Source organism: Pseudoalteromonas sp. MMG022 (assembly GCF_021654245.1).
In the GTDB taxonomy this organism is placed as follows: domain Bacteria; phylum Pseudomonadota; class Gammaproteobacteria; order Enterobacterales; family Alteromonadaceae; genus Pseudoalteromonas; species Pseudoalteromonas amylolytica.
Map to the genome: position 1 here is coordinate 38,752 of NZ_JAKFZQ010000024.1, position 20,704 is coordinate 59,455.

Below are 20,704 nucleotides of genomic sequence, written 5' to 3' on the forward strand. Positions count from 1 at the left end.
CTACTTAACCAGCATTACACGCTTTATGAACAAAAAACAGCCAGAACCATCTATACTAACAACTGCGTTTTCACTTAAATTTCAGGCCTCACTGAATATGAATCAGTAACGGTATACACAGAGGTAACGTGATTGGATCATCCACATAAGAAACCCAACGAAGTCGAACAGCTAAAAAGTCAATTACTCTTAAAGGTTGCTTGGTACTGCTTGTTTTTGCACGCTATGCTGATTTTGGTATTTTTGTTTGTTGAAGTCGAATTATTGGCCTTATTCAACATTTTCAGTGTGGCAACATGGTGGTTTGGTATCAAGTTACTGCAAAAAGATTATCTTTCATTGGCGCTGAGAATCTTCAGTTTAGAGGTAACAGCACACTCCATTGTAGTATGCTTGTTGATAGGCACCGACTATGGCTTTCAGTTTTATTTGTGGGCGGCATCATGTTTACTGCTGCTAGATATTCAGCTCAAACTTAAACAAGCCGTGAGCTGGTGCACCGCCATCATTATAATGTTTGCTTACACCTATATAGGCTTCATTCCCTCCCCGTACCAAATCGCCTATCATGAATATGCGCCTTATATTCATTTTTTAAATGTCGTAGTGTGTGGTATTCCAATGATCTATACCATAGGTCTGATCCGAGAGATTACGATTAATCAACGTAAAGAACTCGAAATCCTTGCCGCTCACGATTCTCTCACACACTTATTCAACCGCCGCTACGCGCTGGGCCTTATTCATCGCGCTCAGCAAAGCTGCGTTAGTCAAAAAACGCCTATTTGTGTCGTGATGGCTGATATCGATCACTTTAAACGTGTAAACGATAGGTACGGTCACGAACTAGGTGATGAAGTGATCTTTCGCGTATCAGGCCAACTCAAGCGCCATTTAAATGATGCTGATATCGGTGTTCGTTGGGGCGGAGAAGAGTTTCTACTGGTGCTCCCCAATTGTTCACTGATTGAAACCCAACAGCGTATTGAAAATATTAGACAAGCTGTTGAAGCTATGTCTTTCCAAGCAGATGACTTATGCGTAACCATGAGTTTTGGTATTGCACTGTGGCACCCGACACAAAGCTTTGAAAGTGTCTTAAAATATGCCGATGTTGCTTTGTACAACAGTAAGCATAAGGGGCGAAATACCCTGACTATCGCCCCTGAAAGTGCCCTTACCTAGCGCAATGCTTGTATTTTTAGTTGATGTATAAGTTCACCGGGTAACAGGGGCGTTGCCTCGCCGTTTGCATAAGCTTCAAACCCCGCACGATAGAACTCTGATAAAGGGTGTCCACTTTGGCCACCAGCGATTGTCATAATCGCCTTGTCTAGTTCGCCCGGCTGAGCAATAAAACGTTGTGATGCACCAAAGCTCGGCCCTTGTACGGCAGGCATAAATGTATCCCCAAATGCGCTCATACGTGGCATGTCCAGTAAACCACTTAAGATTGGCAGTTGCTGGCTAAACGGATGGCGAATGTTTAGCGCGTTGACATTCCCCCAGCGCCAATCATCCATTTGGCTGCCGTGTGATGCTGTTAGGGATGCTTTTGCTCGTTCGTATGCCGCAAGTTGTAGCGCAGTCCAATCTATATGGCCATTTAACCAACTACCTGGCTGCGCTTTAAGCAGCTGCCAAAGCGCAGGTTCTAAATAGTTTTTTATTTTACTCAACGAACTATCTCGCGCCAGAAGCTTTTCCTCTATTGGCGCTAGCGCAACGTCAATCACCGCAGCTCGAAAGTGTTTAACTAAAGTATATCCCACCGATTCTGCACAAGCACAGGCTTGCCACGCTGCAAGATACTTTAAATCAGCTGCGTACTGCTGTTTACTCTGCTCTGATGCATTCAATAATTGTGTTAGGTGTTCATGCCATGGCGTTAAAAATAACGCCTCATTGTCTTGTTGCAATTGGTTGAAGCCACGCTCATTGAACTGTTGCTTACCCTGAAGGCGATCGCGTATCTGCTGCGCTCTGGCACCCAGTGCATACCCTCCATCGCCAAAGCGCTGATGATCGGTCACTGACATGACACGCGCATTTGCGCTCCACAACCTGCCGTCATCAGGATTCACCACTGACGGACGCTGTGATTCATTTTGCTGCCAGCCTGTGGGGTAATCGGCTGCACGCACCGCTAGGTCGGCAGGTTCATTGCGCTTCGGAATGGCTCCCATAGGCTGCCATCCCGCCTGCCCTGAGTCATCAACGACCATTAAATTCTGTACAGGGATCCCCACATCCGCGGCTTGAGCAACCGCTTCACTAACGTCTCTGACGCGCTCAAACTCAAGCAGGTCTAAATTCACAGCATATGACTGATGCGCAACCCAGCTCAAAGCATATTGCTTACCATTAAACACTTTTACTGGCCCAAATTCGCTCATTGTCAATTCGTATTGGTGAAGCTCGCCATTGGGCAGCACTATCTTTTCAATCTCTTTCCAAGTATTAGTGCGCTCATCTAACTCCACCCAATCAGCCACATCTAGATACCCATTGGTAAAGCCCCACGCCACTTTATTGTTGGTACCCACAACGATCGCTGGCGCTCCAGGTAATGAAACTCCCGTAACTTGAACTTTCTCACCTTCAAACTGGTAGTTTAGCTGGGCACGATACCATATTGCAGGCACATTCAACCCCAAGTGCATATCGTCAGACAACATGGCCTTGTTTGTCATGGTTAATGCGCCAGTAACAGCCCAATTATTACTACCATAATGTGGTAATGACTCAATGTGGCGAGCAACTACAGGCACGTTACTCACTTCTAATGCTGGAATAGGCACATCGCCTACAGGCAGCTCAGAGCCATCTAGTGCCGCCTGATATCGGCTGGGTTGAGTGAGAAAAGCCTTCATATCTGCCCCAAATACGCTATCGATATGAATAAGTGCCTCATCTCGTTCAAAGTTTCCCGCTTGCAAATCCAAATACATAGCAAAGATCACCAAAAGGCTATCAGCAGGTTGCCATGCTCTGACTTGCGCCCCTGTTAAATAATATTCAAATGTATTGAATCCCGCTTGTGCTTGCCCATCATTTACACCCTGAGTGTAAGCGGTTAAAACATCTTGGTGCGATTGCGACAGCTGTGCGTATATTTGCTCACTACGTTCACGAAACTGATGAAAACGCATTTGCTTATCAAGGTTGAGCGCCGCTTCTCCAAATAACTCACTTAATTCGCCCGCGGCATTACGACGCAATAAATCCATTTGAAAAAAACGATCTTGCCCGTGGGCAAAACCTAAACCATAGGCCACATCTTGCCGATTTTGTGCTTCGATTACCGCCTGCCCTAAGTTATCTCTAGCAACGCTTACATCAGCGCTAATTGCACGGCTAGTTTGTTTACCATCTAACATAGGTAGGCTCAAAGAGAGTAAGCCATATACCATTGCCGTTGCAGCCAGCGCTAATATCACCAGTGGCGCTAGTAGCCATTTTAGTATCTTGAGCATATCCTTTTCCTAATTAAGTTTGCCTGTTTTTTCATTTAATCAGCTGATTGTGACAATTGCCTAACATAAATTGCTATTTAGTGCGGTTTTGGCACCCTAAGCCTTTGTGCTTTATGCTTGCTGACCCAGCATAAACGGGAGCATTCTCTGCGTATTTTTTTATTGTAGAACAAACCTTTTGATCAACCACACAGTGGACTATAGTTAAAAAACGCTCAGCAACTCTCGATAAGCAATGTTTGCAAATTTGTCTAATGCACCAAGGAAGACGCAGTCGATCAAAATCAGTTTTTGGCTTTTTTTGTGTGCCATTATCATTTCAGGTTGGTACGTTGACACAGTCAACTACAACCGTCTCATGCAAGAAGAAAAAAGCATAGCCTACGAAACGGTCAACGTATATCGTACCCAAGTTGAAGGGATCTTAAACACCAATATTCAGCTCGTTAGAGGTTTAGCCATTGCGATCACACGTGAAGAAAACCTGACACAAGCCTCTTTTGAGCGCGTTGCAGAGCCTCTGTATCGCTCCAGCGGTGTGCTACGCAATATAGGTGCCGCACCCGATATGACCTTGCAATATATCTATCCACTGGCGGGCAACGAAAAAGCCATCGGGTTAAATTACACCACCCATTCAGCACAAAGCGCCGCTGCGCTCAAGGCAAAGAACTCTGGTGAAATCGTACTATCTGGGCCGTTAAATTTAGTACAAGGGGGGCAAGCGGTGATTGCCCGCGTACCAGTTTCGGACAAAGACAATAAATTTTGGGGCCTTATTTCAGTAGTGATAGATACCCAAAAGCTCTTCTCACTCGCTCGGCTTGAAGACCTATCACAGCAATACATCATCGCAATGCAGGGCAAAGATGGCCTCGGTGAGCAGGGCGAGTTTTTCTATGGTGACAGTAATATATTGCTTGAAGAGCCACTTTCTCTAACGATAAATGTGTTATCAGGTCAATGGAAGCTTTATGTATATCCACGTGGGGGCTGGAGACCAGACAGTGCCACAATATGGCCATTTAGACTTGCACTATTCACCATTATTTTGCTCTTTATGTGCGCATTTTTATTTTTTAATCGCTTACTCAAACAACTTGAGGACAACGCACATTCATTAACCAGTATGGGGGCTTTAGCAGAAGTTGGCGCTTGGACCATTAACTTGAAAACCCGCAATATAAGCTGGTCTGAAGTCACTAAACAAATCTTCGAAGTACCTGATGGCTATCAACCCTCTTGGATAGCCACGACAGAATTTTTTGTCGCGGGTGCACCGAGGCGGTTAATGCAAGACACATTCGACAAGGCGATAAAACAAGGCGTTGACTTTGAAGAAGAGATGTTAATAAAGACCGCTAAAGGCCAAGAGCGCTGGGTGTTACTTAAGGGCCGAGTTGTCAGAAGCGGCAGCTACACAACTCAAGTTTATGGTTCGGTACAAAACATACATGGTCGTAAATGCCTAGAAATAGAACGCAATAAAGTTGCGAAAAATAATGAATTGCTGGCTCAGCTCAGCAGCCATGAGGCTGTGCTCAACCTGAAATTAGAACCAGCACAAAAAGTAGCAACTAAAGTGATTTGTGAAGGCTTGGATGCTCAGCGTGCTAGTATTTGGCTACTCAACGCTGATGGCACCCAACTCATTCCTATGGGCTTTAGTGACTCTAGTGGTGACAACCTTCAGTACTTCCCTCCGTGGCGTAAAAAGCAGTTACCTGAATTATTCGAGGCTGTATACAAACAAGAGATGATTCAAGCCAACTTTGCGCATACCCATAGTTGTACAAAGGAGCTAAAAGACAATTACTTGAGCCCATACGAAGTGAACGCCATATTTGGGTGTAGTATTTCGTATAAAAGCCACGCCATTGGTTTACTGTGTGCCGAGTACCAACACCCGCATTTACAATGGGATGCAACTGACGAAAAACTCATTAAAGCAGTAGCCGCTACATTGGGTAGCCTATTTGCTAGTCGAGAGCAGCAACAAGCTAGACAGCAAGCTGTTATGGAAAAGGAACTGGCGCAGCAATCCGCCAAAATGAAAGCGGAGTTTCTCGCTAGCATGAGCCATGAGATCCGCACCCCTATGAATGGCGTACTAGGAATGCTAGAAGTTGTCATGCACTCAAATCTCTCTCCATCTCAACAGCATCATCTGCAGCTGGCCAAAAGCTCCGCCGAATCTTTATTAACTATTATCAATGACATATTGGATTTTTCTAAAATTGAGGCGGGTAAGTTAGACGTAGAAAAAACTGAGTGCGATTTAGTCCAAGTGGTGAGCGAAAGCATCAGCAATTTTGCACCGCGCGCGCACGAGCAACATACTGAATTGATTTTAGACACCCAAGGCATGCAAGTGCAATATGCCAAAACAGATCCCCACAGGCTAAAACAAATACTTAATAATTTATTGAGTAACGCCATTAAGTTTACAGAAGATGGTAAGGTCACCTTAACGTGCTACACAGAGCAGCAAGCTCAACATACACGGCTTTGGTGCAACATCGAAGACACAGGGGTAGGCATTAGTAAGTCTCAACTCACAAAGATCTTTGACTCTTTCACCCAAGCCGACCCCTCAACTACTCGAAAGTATGGTGGGACAGGGTTAGGTTTAACCATAGCCAAGCAACTATGCTCGCTGCTTGGCGGGTCGCTCAATGCATATAGCAAAGTTGGTGTTGGCAGTACCTTTAGTTTTTACATTGAACTCTATGAACCAAAAGCCCTACTCCCCATATACACGACCTGTGACGGCCTAGTTGTAATTGATGAGCAGTTACCATCGCTTGCAGGTAACCATAGCCTATTTTCAGCATGGGGTATCCGCTTATATCATGCAACTTCCTTAGTACAAGCAACTCAGGTAATTAATCAAGAGCATTTGAGTCGCCCCGCCATAGTCGTTGCCTCTGAGTTGCTCAGTTGTGCCGATCAAAATCAAGTCGAGCAGTTCAAACAGGTGGTCAAATCCACGTGTACTGGATTTGCCATATTAAGCGAATGCTTAGATAAAGGTGAAGCGCTTTGCCTGCTCAAACCAGACTTAATGCTACTAAAGCCCCTAACGCCCGCAGATATGCTAAAACTGTGTCAGTTGAAAGTGACTGAACAGCCCCATCCCATGCCCACTCAACAAGATTTGAGCCACCTCAACGTATTACTTGTTGAAGACAACAAGGTCAACCAAGCCGTAGCATTAAAGCTGCTAGCAAGATTTGGCATCCATGCAGACTGTAAAGAAGATGGTCAACAAGCACTCGCTCATCTAAAACAATTAACCGAACCATACGATATTATTTTGATGGATTGTTTAATGCCTGAGCTCAATGGCTACCAAGCAACGAACCAAATACGTAACGGCAGTGTCGGTAAACAGCATAAAAACACGCCTATCATTGCTCTTACAGCCAATGCAATGCAGGGAGATCGTGAAAAGTGCCTTGCTGCTGGTATGGATGACTACATTGCTAAGCCTATAAAGGTTGCTGAACTTGAACAAAAGCTACAGCAATGGAGCTCAAACACTAAACAAAACCTCGCCAATAGCGTACAGTAGAAGAAAAATGTTGGAGTCAAAACATGGAATTGAGCGAAATAGAGCAACGTATTGTCGGCTGCCTGCTAGAAAAGCAAAGCACCACACCAGAGCATTACCCACTTTCTCTTAACGCATTAACCAACGCCTGTAATCAAAAGTCCAATAGAGACCCCGTACTGAGCCTAAATGAGTCAGATGTATTGGATGCATTAGAACAGTTACAAACAAAGCATATTGTACTGATCGATGAAGGGCTGTCTGGGCGAGTAAATAAATACAGCCATAGATTCTGCAACACCGAATTTAGTCGCCTGCAATTTAGTGAACAACAAAGCGCCATTATTTGTCTATTGCTGCTCAGAGGCCCACAAACTCCCGGTGAACTTAGAACTCGTAGCGCTCGACTAGCAACATTTAAACAAGTCAGTGAAGTCGAACAAGCACTCGAAGAGTTGCAATCGCAAGGGTATGTGAAAAAGCTTGCGCGAGAGCCTGGCAAACGTGAAAGTCGTTTCATTCACTTGTTCCAAGACACAGAGCAATACGCTGCAAACACGGCGACAAGCGAAGCTAAACAGCTAGAAAATGCAGAGTTAGACTCCCTACTGAGCGAGATTGAACAACTTAAGCGAGAGTTAGCTGAAATCAAACAGCACTTAGGGCTTTAAATTCGGCACTAATAAAAACATAATATCCCCAAATAGCATTGGCAAAGAGGAGCATAGAATGCGCCAAGCGATCATGGCAGAAATGCAAGTACAACCACACATAGATGTGGCTTTTGAAATTACGCGTCGAGTCAACTTTATCAAACAACGTTTGGTGTCAGCGCACTGCCAGACATTAGTGTTGGGGATCAGCGGAGGTGTTGATTCATCTACGTGTGGCAGATTGTGCCAACTAGCCGTGGACGAGCTAAATGCTGAACACAGTACTGACAGCTACCAATTTATCGCTATGCGCTTGCCATATGGTATTCAAGCGGATGAAGATGAAGCTCAACTTGCATTAGATTTTATTCAACCGTCACAGCGTGTGACGGTAAATATAAAACCAGCTGTAGACGCTATGCATGAACAAGCGATGCAAGCGATGCAAACGGCAGAGCTAGATATTCCCTCACAAACTTCGCTCGACTTTATCAAAGGCAACGTAAAAGCACGTCAGCGCATGGTCGCGCAATATGAAATCGCCGGCTTAACTCAGGGGTTGGTGGTAGGGACAGATCATAGTGCGGAAAATATTACAGGCTTTTACACCAAGTTTGGCGATGGCGCATGTGACTTAGCACCGCTTTTCGGCTTGTCTAAACGTCAAGTGCGCGCCTTGGCAGCATACTTAAAAGCCCCTGTAGAACTCGTCACAAAGGCGCCTACCGCTGACTTAGAATGCGATAGACCGGGCCTAACCGACGAAGAAGCCCTAGGTTTAAGTTATGATCAGATAGATGACTTCTTAGAAGGCAAAGATGTGGATGATGCTGTAGCGGAAAAGTTGATTGCCATTTATCAACGTACCCAGCATAAGCGCCAGCCTATTCCAACTATTTACGATTAAAGTTCGTTAGCACAGTACACCATGTGTACTGTGCCATTTCCCCAATACCATTCACGTGATGACCTCTTCAAAAACTCGCAGTTTATAAACGTTGAATGCCAGTGATCGACAAACCAAAACATGACGTAAAAATTACGTTATAGTTAACTTATTGATATATTTCAGAGGATAAACAGTCTTAATGACAGCTCCCATATTAATTACTGGTGCAGGACAGAGGATTGGTCTTGCGCTAGTTGAACATTTTGTTGCCAATAACCAACCTGTCGTGATGACATACCGAACTCGGTACGCAGCGATTGATGCGCTGGAAGAACAAGGCGTGCATTGTATACAAGTGGACTTTGATAGTGCCGAGGCGCTTACTCGGCTCGAAATGACGATAAGAGCGCACTACGATAGCTTAAGAGCCATTATACACAATGCATCAAGTTGGGATTGTGAAGCAAACAACCCTGATTTTAATCAGTTGTTCGACAACATGATGCGCATACACGCTAAAGTACCCTATCAGCTCAATTTGACTCTTGCCGACCTCCTGCTCGCATCTGAATCAGTAGCAGACATCATACACCTGACGGATTATGTCGTGGAAACAGGCAGCCCCAAGCACATCGCTTATGCAGCCAGCAAAGCCGCCTTAGATAACTTAACCAAGTCTTTTGCGAGCAAATATGCGCCTAACATAAAAGTGAACTCTATCGCACCGAGTTTGATTATTTTTAACCAGCACGATACACCTGAATATAAAGCCAAAACACTCAAAAAGTCCCTTATGGGCATAGAGCCAGGCTGTAAAGAAATCATTCGTAGTGTTGAGCTGCTACTCAATAGTGACTACATCACAGGTCGGAGTTTACCTGTAGATGGTGGACGTCACCTTAAATAGAAGAGAATATTATGCACGACAATCTAAAAGACAGTTACAAGCAAATCATTGAAGCTGTGGGCGAAGATAGCAATCGTGAAGGATTGCTGGAAACACCAAAGCGCGCAGCTAAAGCCATGGAATACTTAACGAAAGGGTATCGTGAAACACTAGAAGATATCACTAATAATGCGGTGTTTACCTCAGATGCTGACGATATGGTATTGATACAGGACATCGAACTGTATTCTATGTGTGAACATCATCTGTTGCCTTTTGTTGGCCGTTGTCATATTGCCTATATTCCAGATGGTAAAGTACTAGGTTTATCTAAGTTCGCACGTATCGTTGATATGTTCTCTCGTCGCTTTCAAATTCAAGAACAACTAACACACCAAATTGCAAAGGCTGTTGAGCAAGTTACTCAAGCAAAAGGTGTTGGCGTAATTGTCGAGGCCAAACATATGTGTATGATGATGCGTGGTGTTGAAAAACAAAACTCGCAAATGCGTACATCGGTGATGCTAGGCAACTTCAGAGAGGATCCGAAGACACGCAACGAGTTCATGCAATTAGTAAAAAACTAAGGATAGGCTATGCAAAATGCCATTATTAACATTACTAACCTGCGACTGCGTACGTTCATCGGCTTTAACCCTGAAGAGCGTGAGAAAAAGCAGGATGTGGTGTTGAATATAGAAATTCACTACCCCGCCGACACGGAGTGTATTAACCACGATGAAGTTGACCACGCCCTCAACTACAAGACCGTAACTAAAGCGGTAATCAAGCTAGTCGAAGATGGTCATTTTTTATTATTAGAAAAGCTGGTCGCGGACGTGCTCAGTGAATGCCATCGTCATCACAGTGTCAGTTATGCCAAAGTTAGGGTGGATAAACCTCACGCTCTACGCTTTGCAGACTCTGTTTCTTTGACGCTTGATTGGCACAAGTGAGCAGCTAAAACAGCTGCTCCACACCAACCGCTAATATTATCACTGCTGCATACCTGAGGCCCTTTCCAGCCATAACCAAAGGTATAAATAACCTTTTTGGTACCCTAAACACCCCTGCGAACAAAGTAAGTGGATCGCCAATCACGGGCACCCAAGCAAACAATAGACTGTAAATACCATAACGGCTAAATTGCAACCTTGCCTGATGGAGCTGCTGTGATGACACCGGAAACCACTTAGCATTTTCAAAACGAAGTAGATTAATGCCTAGCCAATAGTTAATACAACTCCCCAGTACATTACCCAAGGTAGCAATCGCCCATAGTGTTACTAATTGCGCATTTTCAGTGATGGCTAAGCCGGATAGCAACACTTCAGACGAACCGGGCAACAGCGTGGCCGAGCTAACGGCTGAAATAAATAAACCACTGTAAACCCACATAATTCCTACTACCTTCAACGAAATATAGTTATGCTAATAACATCAACTAAAGACTTACAGTTCAAAAAGGAAGACACCAATGATAAACAAGGTTCATAAGCTATTGATTGCCACAGCCATACTCGCTGGCATATCAGGTTGCGTCTCGTCACAAACCGACTCATCCCACTCTAAGGGCTATGAAACATATATCGCACAAGGCGAGCAATTTAAACATGACCATTTTACCAGCACCCAAGGCGAAACCATAGAGCTCAAAGCTGATCGCAAGTTAGTGATCCTATTTGCCACTTGGTGTAGTGATTCACAACGCGCGCTAAAAGAAATTAAGGCATCAGCACTGGCTACAGACCCAACATTACAGATTATTGCAATTGGTCGCAATGAAGATGGGGAGACCTTGAATAAGTTTAACGATGAGTATCAGCTTCCATTTCCTTTAGTTGCCGATCCTGAACGGGAAATATATAGCCAATATGCCAATGCTGGTATCCCGAGGCTGATTTTATTAGATGAGAATAATAAGGTGGTAAAAACATTAATTGGTGAAGAACCTACCATCGTCGATAAGCTCGTATGGAACAAGTAAATTGTTAATTCGTTAAAACAAAAACGCCAGTCAAATGACTGGCGTTTTTAGTTTAAAGCTCAAGGGCTTATTTTTGTTTACGACGACGTAGCGCAGCAAACGGAGCAGCTAATAGCGTTAACCAAGCTAGAGAACCTGATGAAGAGCTCTTCTTAGGCTCAACAACTTCCTCTACTGGCTGTTCAGCTTCAGTATCAACTACATTGGTGATGTTAACGATGATTTCTGCAGGCTCAGAGATGTTACCTACTACATCAATTGCATTAACCATAAGCTTCGCTTCATTGTTACCCGCTTCAAAATCTAGAAGCTCTCCATTAGCAACAACAATTTCACCTGCTGCGTTTACAGACAAGCCCGCATGCGTTGACGACTTCAAGTAGAATTCTGAAACATCTAACGTGTTTTCTACGTCTTCAACTGCTAGGGTCGCGATTACAGTACCAGTTGCAGTGTTTTCAGCAACACTCACTTCAACACCGTTTAGTACTGGCGCATCAAATGGCATTGGGTTGTTCAATACATCACTTGTAACAGGTAATACAACACCTGATAAATCTGCACTTGCAAGTGCAAATGGAGCATCAGCGCTGACATACGCTTTCGCGCCAGGAGCAAGTGTTTCAATCGCTTCGCCTTGCTCATCAACAAGTTGTGCTGATGATGCACCAAAAGCCGCAGAACCTGTTAATTGATCAGTCTCAGAATAAACTCCATTATAAGCAGCTGAACCAGTTCTTATATCAAAAGCAATGTTTTTACCCAGATCGTCTGCGCTTAAACCAATTGCATCTGCACAACCTGCAAATGTAACCGTGTTTGAACCAGCTTCATGGAACAGTATGTCGTATGAACCCATACTCCAAGCTGGCTGACCTGCAACCATAGGAGCAATGATTGTAAGCCCGCGACCCATTATCGCTTCTAAGTCATGGTATTGTCCAACTGCGTAGTCAGCTTCACCATCTTCGTTGATATCAAGGCGCATCTCATAGCCACCTTGAATTAGGTGTGCAATGTCTTCACGAAGTACTACTGATGATGTAAACAACAGTTCAGACTTACAGCGTGAAATACCACCATAGACATTGAAAGATGCACCAACTAAATTTAGGCCTTCATGTTCTTCAGATGCGGCTTCTCTATTTGCAACTAGCTGCTCAATTGATGGAGTAAACTCTTTGCTGCTAGTGTTCTCAAGCACCACACGAATTTGACCATCAACCAACTCATAGCCCACTTCGATGCCTGCGCTAGCTTTTGGTAATGCATGATAAACTAAGTGAAGGTCGTGATCCCCGTCAGTTGAAGGGTCATCAAATACCAACGCACCATCAAACTCAGAAAGTGTTAAGGCAGGGCTACGTGCAGCTAAGCCTGCTGGATCCAATGGGTTTTCAAGGTTCCACTCTGGTAACTTGCTTGAATCAATGCTTAGTTTAACATCAAACTCAATTGTTTGACCTGCAGGCACCGTTACCGACTCTGGGATAGTCCAGCTAATCGCACCAGTCTGTTCATCGTTTGCATAGCGCGCTTCAGTTCTTAAGTTATACGTCTTCTCTTCAGATGAGAAGTTCTTCAATGTTACGGTCTTAGAGTACTCTTCTACACCGTTAACTTTAACTAAGCCAAATGATAGTGCTGCTTGGTTTGTATCAAATTTCTCTTCGTATACCCAAGCGGCTACAGGTGAGTTTACTGCTTTTTCAACATCAACTAAACCTGCACCGATTAAACTAATTGGCGCCAGTTCAGCGTCAGGGTTTACAGTCACAGCTTCAGTAGTCACGTTTAAATTAGCTGTGTTCATTAACGTTGCTTTGATCTCATAAGCATTGCGCTCTGGTAGCGCTTCTCTTGCAAGAGCCACAGCACCCGCTGTCATAGGACCAGAGAAAGAAGTACCCGTAGCTGGTGCTAGCTTATCTTGAGTGCCTGTTGCAGCGACCATAATGTTTTTACCTGGCGCCGTAATTTCAGGCTTCAATAACCCACCCATAGATGGACCACGAGATGTGAAACTAGCCACAGCACCCGCTAAATTAAACATTTCATTTTTTATGCTGTACGTTGCTTCACCACTCGCTAGTTGCGCCTTCAACGCATTACCAGCTTCTAGAGTGATACCCACAGCTTGGATAGTGACTTGATCTGTTGAGCCACCCATAGACGTTGGGTCACCTGCTACGTTGTTCGCGATAAGTACAAACGCAGCGCCCTTTTCTTGAGCTTTAATTACTTTTTCAGTGAAATAACAACTACCACGGTCAATTAGAACTGCTTTACCTGTGAAGTCAACATCATCACCAAAATCAACACATGCATCTTGATTCTCTTGTGGGTAAACAAGTGGTGCGATTTCATTGTTCATTTCATAAGCGCCACCAGCTCCCCAGCTCGCATTGACAGCCTCAGCCTCAACACCTGCGATGGTTGCTGAAACAACACCTTCTTCGATTGTTGGGTGCTTCATAGCGCCAACAGAAAGTGCATTTGGTGTTGTACTTGGCCCACCAATAATAAATGGAATATCGTTATCGTTACCAGCTGAGATAACCATGTTGATGCCCAAATCTGACGCTTTCTGGATCAAGTACTGAGTACCAGTCCCAGTATTAGTTGAGCCGAAAACTCCGCCCAGTGACATATTGATCACGTCAACACGGTCACTGATATCACCGTCACCGTTAGGGTCCATCGCCGCTTCTAGAGCAGCCGCTTGTGCCGCAAACGGACATCCGCCACCACATACAGAGTAAACGTATAACTCTACATCAGGCGCAATACCTGTTACTGAGTGAGATACTGACGTACCATGACTAGTTGGAGCACCTGTTGCAGGGCCAATTGAAGGGTCATTTTCAATTGGATCAGCATCATTACGCATATAGTCATAACCACCAGAAACTTGACCTTGTGGCCAAGAAACACTTGTAGGGTCTTCTTGAGCTGCTTGGTACGCTTCAAGAGTACCTGCACCACCAAATATAGCGTGCGTATAGTCAATACCCGTGTCTAACACGGCAACCTTTTGGCCCATACCCGTTGCGACACCGCCAGTCCTTACCGGCGTTGCCTCAATATAATCTGACGACTCCTCGATATGAAGTTGAGCGTCAAACATTGGTAGTACTTTTGCTACTCGAGGGTCATTTTTCAGCTTTTCGATCGCTTCTTCAGATGCTTCAATAATTAACGTTGGTGCCAAAACTTTAGTTTTACCAACTACTTTTGCATCTACATCAAATTTGCTTAATTCAACTGCCACTTCGCTTTGCAATTGTTCAATTTTTGCCATTGATGCACGTGCATCACCATGGCGATAAGTACCTTGTGCAAATAAATCTGCAGCTGTCGTTGTTTTTAAAACAACCATGTATCCAGCAGGTTCTTGTTTTAGTTTATCGCTAGCGCTTGCTTCCACAGGCGTAAAGGTTAATTGCTTTTGAAATTGCGTAGCTGTTTGTGCAGAAGCAGCTGCGGATAGTAATACGCTACCGACTGCGGCTGCAATCGCAGTCTTTTTAATCATATTAGACATGTTTTCCCCTAGGACTTGTTGTTTAATTATGTGTTGCTATTTTTTTTAAAGCGAATGGACATTTAATATAATGTAAATATGCAAGCACAAGCAACACACGAAAGACACAAATATAGTACCCCATTCACAAAAACAAAATAACACAACATAACACATTGTTTTTTATGAGTTTCATTTTGTAAAAGAAAGTAAATAAAACATCACCCTGTCATAATTTACATGTATCGATAAAATGTATTTCGATGATTTTTCTCATAATTACTAGTACGCCGCGTTGCACTTGCCTTGCTGGTAATTTTCCGTAACACTGGGCAGCAATATATTATTAATGGAGTAAATAAGTGAAAAAGTTACTATTATTAGCCGTTACGTTGGCAGGGTTTACGGCAACAAGTCAGGCGAATAATCTATTTGAAGCAAGTGAAGACGCAATTGAATATCGTAAAGCAGCGTTTCAACTGATCCGTTATCAAATTGGTGATATGGGCGATATGTTAAAAGGCAAAGTGCCTTTTGATGCTAAACGCTTCGCTGAACGCGCCGAAAATGCAGCGCAGCTTTCAAGCATGCCATGGGAAGCCTTTATCGAAGGGTCAGACAAAGGTAACACCGATGCATTACCTGCAATTTGGTCAGACCGTGAAACGTTTGACAAAAAAGCTCAGGCCTTTGCGAAATACGCCCAAGAACTTGCAGTGGCAGCCAAATCGGGTGATAAGAAAATAATTGGCGCAGCCTTTAAAAACTGGGCTAAAGGCTGTAAAGATTGCCATAAGTCTTTCAAAGACTAATTGGTATGATAAGACCTAAACTCATCGCAGTTTAGGTCTTATTGCCCGCTAACCTAATAACACCTGTAAAGGTTGCCCTCCCCAGATCCCTAAAATAGCGATTGAGAACAACATAAATATGATATAACCCAGCTTACCAGAACGCATTTTTGGCACTGCGGCTACACCTTGCTCTTTACCTGTCAGCAACGTTTTCACTAGGTTTTTACCTTTAATTCGATAAATGATAATTGCCAAAATATGCAGTGCGATAGCCATCAGTAATATGTCAAAGTTATCATGATGAAGGTCGCTGGCAATTTCACTCCATGATGAAGGTACGTACGCCACCAGCGGCCCCTCCACAAGAATGTCATCGGTACTCATTAAGCCGCTTATCAATTGAATGAATATCAGAATGAAAAACAGTAGTACCATGTAACTGCCCGCAGGATTGTGACCAACCCCTGCGTCATCCGAGCGCATCGCTTTTAATGCCGACTTTGGAGAGTGAAAAAGCGCGCTAAGCTTTGCCGTATCGCTACCAATAACTCCCCAAACAACACGTGCCAACATTAACGCAAGCAGTAAGTACCCTGTAATAAAATGTGCCTCTAAATAACCTTCTTCTCCGGTTACATACAGTACAGCTATCCCTAATACCAGCAGCCAATGGAAACCTCGTATAAATCCATCCCACACTTTTGTCATTTTTCTCTCCAAGCTCAAACCGACATGCAATTGCCTGTTAATAATAGCAAACTATATCAAATTCAAATCATAAACGCAGACGATATTGACAGGAGGACAAAAACTGAAAGAGGCGCTGTGTATCTACACAAACGCCATATTTTTTAGATACACGGGTACGTTATACACACTGCAATAAGATACTGCGACTTTTCTCTAGCGTTACAGCCTGATGCTCTCCCAACGCAACCATGCCATGGCGCTCCAGTTGAGCCACTATTTTATCCGCGACTTCTTCCCCGAGTCCATAATCTCGTAAACGTGTTGGCATTTGCACGCTGTGGAAGAATGCTTCTGTTTTCTCAATGGCTTGTTTAATTGCAGCATCTTCATCAGACATATCCAAATTGAGTACCCGCTGTGCGTATTGTAACAGCTTTTCTCTCTTGGCCTCTTTTTGTTCCATCATCATACGTGGTAATACGATTGCCAAAGTTTGCGCATGATCCAGACCATAAACGGCTGTCAGCTCATGACCTATCATATGAGTACTCCAGTCCTGCGGTACACCCGCTCCGATCAGACCATTCAATGCCATCGTCGCGGACCACATTATGTTAGCTTTAACAGCGTAAGGCGCATCTTTAGCAAACACCTTCGGACCTTCCTCCATCAGCGTCATCAATAACCCTTCTGCAAAGCGGTCTTGTACTTTCGCATCAACGGGGTAAGTCAAATACTGCTCCATAGTATGTACAAACGCATCAACAACACCGTTGGCTAATTGGCGTGTCGGCAATGTGGTCATAACATTTGGGTCTAAGATGGCAAATTTAGGCTGTACCAGTGGGGTAGCAAACGGCAATTTATCATTGCTTTGCAGATTGGACACCACGCTAAAGCTATTTGATTCTGAGCCTGTTGCAGGCAAGGTCAATACCACACCAATTGGTAAAGCAGATTCAACTGGTGCACCTTTAGATAAAATCTCCCAAGGTTCACCCTCAAAACAAGCCGCAGCTGCTATGAATTTGCAGCCGTCAATCACCGAGCCACCACCAACAGCTAGAATGAAGTCATAGTTGTGTGCTTTAACAAGTTCCACAGCTTTCATACAGGTTTGATAACTCGGGTTTGGTTCAACTCCTTCAAATTCTCCCCAAACATGTTTTTCTAGTGCGCTTGCCACCTGCTCATAAATGCCATTACTTTTAATGCTACCACCGCCGTATACAACCAGTACTTTTGCGTCTAACGGAATATTGACCGCTAAAGTTGATATTTGCTGTTCACCAAAGTGAATATGTGTGGGATTAACAAAACTAAAATTTAGCATGCACTGCTCCATTGGTTAATTTTTTGCTGATAACACAGAGTACGTATCTGCTGTCATTGTCGATTGGCAGTGTATTAAAAAGTTAGCATCACAAAAAGCACTCCAAATAAAATACACTTTTGCCTCAGAGCAACAATAAAAGAGATATAATGAGATTATTTCCATTTTGGAGCTATTTATCGTGAGTTGGCAAGGTTTAGAAGTTTTCCTCACCGTTGTTGAACAGGGCAGTTTTAGCAAAGCAGCGGATAAGTTAGATGTCTCAGCATCATATATTAGCCGACAAGTACAACAGTTAGAGCAACGCTTGGGGACGGTGCTCATTCAGCGGACCACAAGAAGCCAAAACCTCACCGATGCAGGCCGCCAATACGCCACCAAACTCAAAGTCATTCAGCAAGAATTAGTGGACGCTACTAACCAAGTACAAGGGGTACAAAACACCCCCAAAGGCCCGATTCGTATTTCTGGTGCAGGAGATTTTGTCGCTAATCAGGTGGCGCCAAAAATCGCCGAGTTTTTAAAGCTCTACCCCGAAGTGAATGTCGACATTGATTTTAACAACCGTAATGTTGATCTCGTAGAGGAAGGGTTTGACCTGGCCATTCGTTTTGGCCTGCTACAAGACTCCAATTTAATTGCACGTAAGCTATACACCCGACCTATGACTTGGGTCGTAAGCCAGAACTATCAAGCTCAAAAGGGGATGATACGCCACCCTTATGATTTACAGAATCATAATTGTCTGACCGGTGCCCACGGTCGCTGGCGATTCATGATCTGTGAACAACTGGAGGAGATCAAAGTTTCTGGCAATTGGCGCAGCAACAATTCATATGCCTTGATCAATGCTTGTCTAGCTGGACTAGGCGTTGCCCATATGGCCAAAGATATTGTTCAACCGTATGTAGAGCGAGGCCAACTCAGCTATATTCTAGAGCCATTTCAAGTCAATGATGGCGCGACATGGTTGGTATATCCACGCAAGGATTTAATGCCTTATCGAGTTCGTTTGCTAATTGAGTTCTTACTCGATAGTTTCGCTTAAACGTGTTAGTTTTTTCTATCATTCAAGAGGATATCAAGCGATGCACCCATTTTATCAACTTTCTGCCAATACGTTACAAGGTCAGCCATTTGACTTTCAAGCACTGCAAGGCAAAGTGGTATTGATAGTCAATACTGCAAGCCAGTGTGGCTTAACGCATCAATATGAAGGACTACAAGCCCTACATGAAAAATACCAAGATCAAGGTTTGGTTATCATCGGCTTTCCATGTAATCAATTCGGTGGACAAGAGCCTGGTGATGCAAAACAAATACAGCAAGGCTGTTTGGTTAACTACGGTGTTGATTTTTTAATGATGGAAAAAGTTGATGTCAATGGTGACACCACTCACCCTGTTTATCAGTACCTTAAAGATGTTCTGCCGGGGCTTTTTGGGAAACGTATCAAATGGAACTTTAGTAAATTTTTAATTGCTCGCGATGGCCAGCCATTAAAACGTTTTGCACCGACAACCAAACCAGAGAAGCTTGTCCAATCAATTATAGGTGCGCTAAACGGCTAGCCTATTTGTGGCATTAAAAAGGAGGCCAACGCCTCCTTTTTAATTAATCAAGATAATCGAAATCATCTTCACCTAAATTTTTGCGCAAGCGCTTTTGTTCAAGATAGTCATCGAGCTTTTTCTTTACCTTTCGCTTTTGCTTATCATGCTGATTACGGCCGAGGTTTTCGTACTCGTCATCTACAAAATCATCATCAAGCGCATCATAAGAAAATGTCTTACCCACAACCCACTCCAATAAGTGTTAATAATAGTTACTTGGTGAAAGTGCGCTCACAATCGTGATCCCTTCACCTAAGTGAGTATTTAGCTGGAAATCTCAAATCTTGGAAGTGAGAGTTTTTTATCGTCTTAATAAAAATATTTAATCATTGTTGTAGTTTTAGTCAAACAAGCTAAATTATGGTCAAAAAGCAAAATTTGCTAACATCAAAAAAAACGCCAAAAAACAACAAACACCTGATATTAAAGACATTTAATTATTGGCATTAGATTTGAATAACCATTGGCGTATCTATCATAAGCAAGGATTTTCCACATGAAAAAATTAGTCTTGTTAGCAGCTTTATCTGTAAGTAGCACATCGTTTGCACACTCGCAGGCGGACGGCTCACACCTGCAGTTCAGCTCTGCCGACTGCAAAGTTAGTTTTCAAAATGATGTTCGTATCACGCCCGATGAGTTACTCATCACCAAAAGCAATGACCAAGGTAAATTGCGCATCACTGAGAGCGGCACAATATTTATCAACGGTGAGCAAATAGCACTCAATCATGATCAACAGCGCACGGTGATGAATTATGCTGACGAATTGCGTGGCAAATTACCTCAGGTTGCCAATATCGCCTTAGATGGTATTAAAGTAGCTGGTGTTGCTTTAGATGAAGTTGCTGCTGCATTCGAATTACAAGAGTTTGGCTCATTAAGTACTTTGCTAGAAGAGGTACAGGTAGAAGTACGTGATACCTTTTACCAACAAGGTGCGTTTATCATGGGTGAACAAGCCTTCAATGATTTTGGTAATAACTTTGAACAACAGTTTGAAGAGCGAATTGAGTCTGCAATTGAAGGAGCCATGATGGAGTCTATTGGCAGCATTCTGATGGCTGTTGGTTCACAAATGGTAAGCTCTGGCGGCGATATGGAGAAGTTTGAACAACGCATGGAAAATATGGGCCAGCAAATCGAGGAAAAAGTTGAGCTACAGGCTCGAAACATTGAGCAACAAGCCCACGCACTGTGTGACCAATTTGCGGTGATAGCACAGACTGAAAACCAGTTAAAAGAACAAGTCCCTGCTTTATCAGGTTATCAACTATTTACCTTGAAGCACTAACCACACATTTCTC

At 43.6% G+C, this 20,704-nt stretch carries 18 protein-coding genes; 12 read left to right on the forward strand and 6 right to left on the reverse strand.

From position 1 onward, the window contains the following. Positions 1-132: 132 nt before the first annotated feature. Positions 133-1,185, forward strand: a complete 1,053-nt coding sequence (locus L1070_RS17560) for a GGDEF domain-containing protein (RefSeq protein ID WP_237126546.1) — start codon at positions 133-135, stop codon at positions 1,183-1,185. On the opposite strand, the gene L1070_RS17565 is transcribed toward L1070_RS17560, so the two are convergent. Next, on the reverse strand, positions 1,182-3,476 hold the full coding sequence (locus L1070_RS17565; RefSeq protein ID WP_237126547.1) for a penicillin acylase family protein: 2,295 nt from the start codon (positions 3,474-3,476) through the stop codon (positions 1,182-1,184). The genes L1070_RS17560 and L1070_RS17565 overlap by 4 nt on opposite strands. A 358-nt stretch (positions 3,477-3,834) precedes the next feature. Between L1070_RS17565 and L1070_RS17570 the strand changes: the two genes are divergently transcribed. The 6 genes from L1070_RS17570 (at position 3,835) to folX (ending at position 10,413) form a co-directional block, all read left to right on the forward strand. After that, entirely contained in the window at positions 3,835-7,050 is a 3,216-nt protein-coding gene (locus tag L1070_RS17570; RefSeq protein ID WP_237126548.1) for an ATP-binding protein, read from the forward strand. 23 nt (positions 7,051-7,073) lie between these two features. Further along, on the forward strand, positions 7,074-7,700 hold the full coding sequence (locus L1070_RS17575) for a YceH family protein (protein WP_237126549.1): 627 nt from the start codon (positions 7,074-7,076) through the stop codon (positions 7,698-7,700). 58 nt (positions 7,701-7,758) lie between these two features. After that, positions 7,759-8,589 (forward strand): ammonia-dependent NAD(+) synthetase, encoded by an 831-nt coding sequence (gene nadE, locus L1070_RS17580; RefSeq protein WP_237126550.1) that lies wholly within the window; start codon positions 7,759-7,761, stop codon positions 8,587-8,589. 181 nt (positions 8,590-8,770) lie between these two features. Then, entirely contained in the window at positions 8,771-9,478 is a 708-nt protein-coding gene (gene folM, locus L1070_RS17585; RefSeq protein ID WP_237126551.1) for a dihydromonapterin reductase, read from the forward strand. 11 nt (positions 9,479-9,489) lie between these two features. Then, positions 9,490-10,044 (forward strand): GTP cyclohydrolase I FolE, encoded by a 555-nt coding sequence (folE, locus tag L1070_RS17590; protein WP_070983458.1) that lies wholly within the window; start codon positions 9,490-9,492, stop codon positions 10,042-10,044. 9 nt (positions 10,045-10,053) lie between these two features. Then, complete coding sequence (gene folX, locus L1070_RS17595) at positions 10,054-10,413, forward strand: dihydroneopterin triphosphate 2'-epimerase (RefSeq protein ID WP_070983457.1); 360 nt, start codon at positions 10,054-10,056, stop codon at positions 10,411-10,413. Positions 10,414-10,417: 4 nt separating this feature from the next. Here folX and L1070_RS17600 read toward each other — a convergent pair whose 3' ends face one another. Beyond that, the gene (locus L1070_RS17600) at positions 10,418-10,855 is read right to left on the reverse strand and encodes a YqaA family protein (protein ID WP_070983456.1); all 438 of its coding nucleotides are present in this window, start codon (positions 10,853-10,855) and stop codon (positions 10,418-10,420) included. 79 nt (positions 10,856-10,934) lie between these two features. Between L1070_RS17600 and L1070_RS17605 the strand changes: the two genes are divergently transcribed. After that, complete coding sequence (locus L1070_RS17605) at positions 10,935-11,444, forward strand: TlpA disulfide reductase family protein (protein ID WP_237126552.1); 510 nt, start codon at positions 10,935-10,937, stop codon at positions 11,442-11,444. Positions 11,445-11,511: 67 nt separating this feature from the next. Here L1070_RS17605 and L1070_RS17610 read toward each other — a convergent pair whose 3' ends face one another. Then, positions 11,512-14,988: a S8 family serine peptidase gene (locus tag L1070_RS17610; protein ID WP_237126553.1), complete on the reverse strand. Its 3,477-nt coding sequence runs from the start codon at positions 14,986-14,988 to the stop codon at positions 11,512-11,514. A gap of 341 nt (positions 14,989-15,329) precedes the next feature. Between L1070_RS17610 and L1070_RS17615 the strand changes: the two genes are divergently transcribed. Then, positions 15,330-15,779: a cytochrome c gene (locus L1070_RS17615; protein WP_237126554.1), complete on the forward strand. Its 450-nt coding sequence runs from the start codon at positions 15,330-15,332 to the stop codon at positions 15,777-15,779. Positions 15,780-15,827: 48 nt separating this feature from the next. On the opposite strand, the gene L1070_RS17620 is transcribed toward L1070_RS17615, so the two are convergent. Both L1070_RS17620 and L1070_RS17625 read right to left on the reverse strand, forming a co-directional pair. Further along, positions 15,828-16,469 (reverse strand): cytochrome b/b6 domain-containing protein, encoded by a 642-nt coding sequence (locus L1070_RS17620; protein ID WP_237126555.1) that lies wholly within the window; start codon positions 16,467-16,469, stop codon positions 15,828-15,830. Positions 16,470-16,629: 160 nt separating this feature from the next. Next, a complete protein-coding gene (locus L1070_RS17625) occupies positions 16,630-17,784 on the reverse strand; it encodes an iron-containing alcohol dehydrogenase (RefSeq protein ID WP_237126556.1) in 1,155 nt (384 codons plus the stop codon). A 181-nt stretch (positions 17,785-17,965) separates the two neighbouring features. On the opposite strand from L1070_RS17625, the gene L1070_RS17630 reads away from it, so the two are divergent. Then, positions 17,966-18,832, forward strand: a complete 867-nt coding sequence (locus L1070_RS17630) for a LysR family transcriptional regulator (protein WP_083330427.1) — start codon at positions 17,966-17,968, stop codon at positions 18,830-18,832. Between the two features lie 40 nt (positions 18,833-18,872). Then, positions 18,873-19,355 carry a glutathione peroxidase gene (locus L1070_RS17635; RefSeq protein WP_237126557.1) on the forward strand — a complete coding sequence of 161 codons (483 nt, stop codon included), beginning with the start codon at positions 18,873-18,875 and terminating at the stop codon, positions 19,353-19,355. Between the two features lie 43 nt (positions 19,356-19,398). Here L1070_RS17635 and L1070_RS17640 read toward each other — a convergent pair whose 3' ends face one another. After that, the gene (locus tag L1070_RS17640; RefSeq protein WP_070983449.1) at positions 19,399-19,581 is read right to left on the reverse strand and encodes a hypothetical protein; all 183 of its coding nucleotides are present in this window, start codon (positions 19,579-19,581) and stop codon (positions 19,399-19,401) included. Positions 19,582-19,893: 312 nt separating this feature from the next. On the opposite strand from L1070_RS17640, the gene L1070_RS17645 reads away from it, so the two are divergent. Beyond that, positions 19,894-20,691: a YggN family protein gene (locus L1070_RS17645; RefSeq protein ID WP_237126558.1), complete on the forward strand. Its 798-nt coding sequence runs from the start codon at positions 19,894-19,896 to the stop codon at positions 20,689-20,691. Positions 20,692-20,704: the final 13 nt, after the last annotated feature.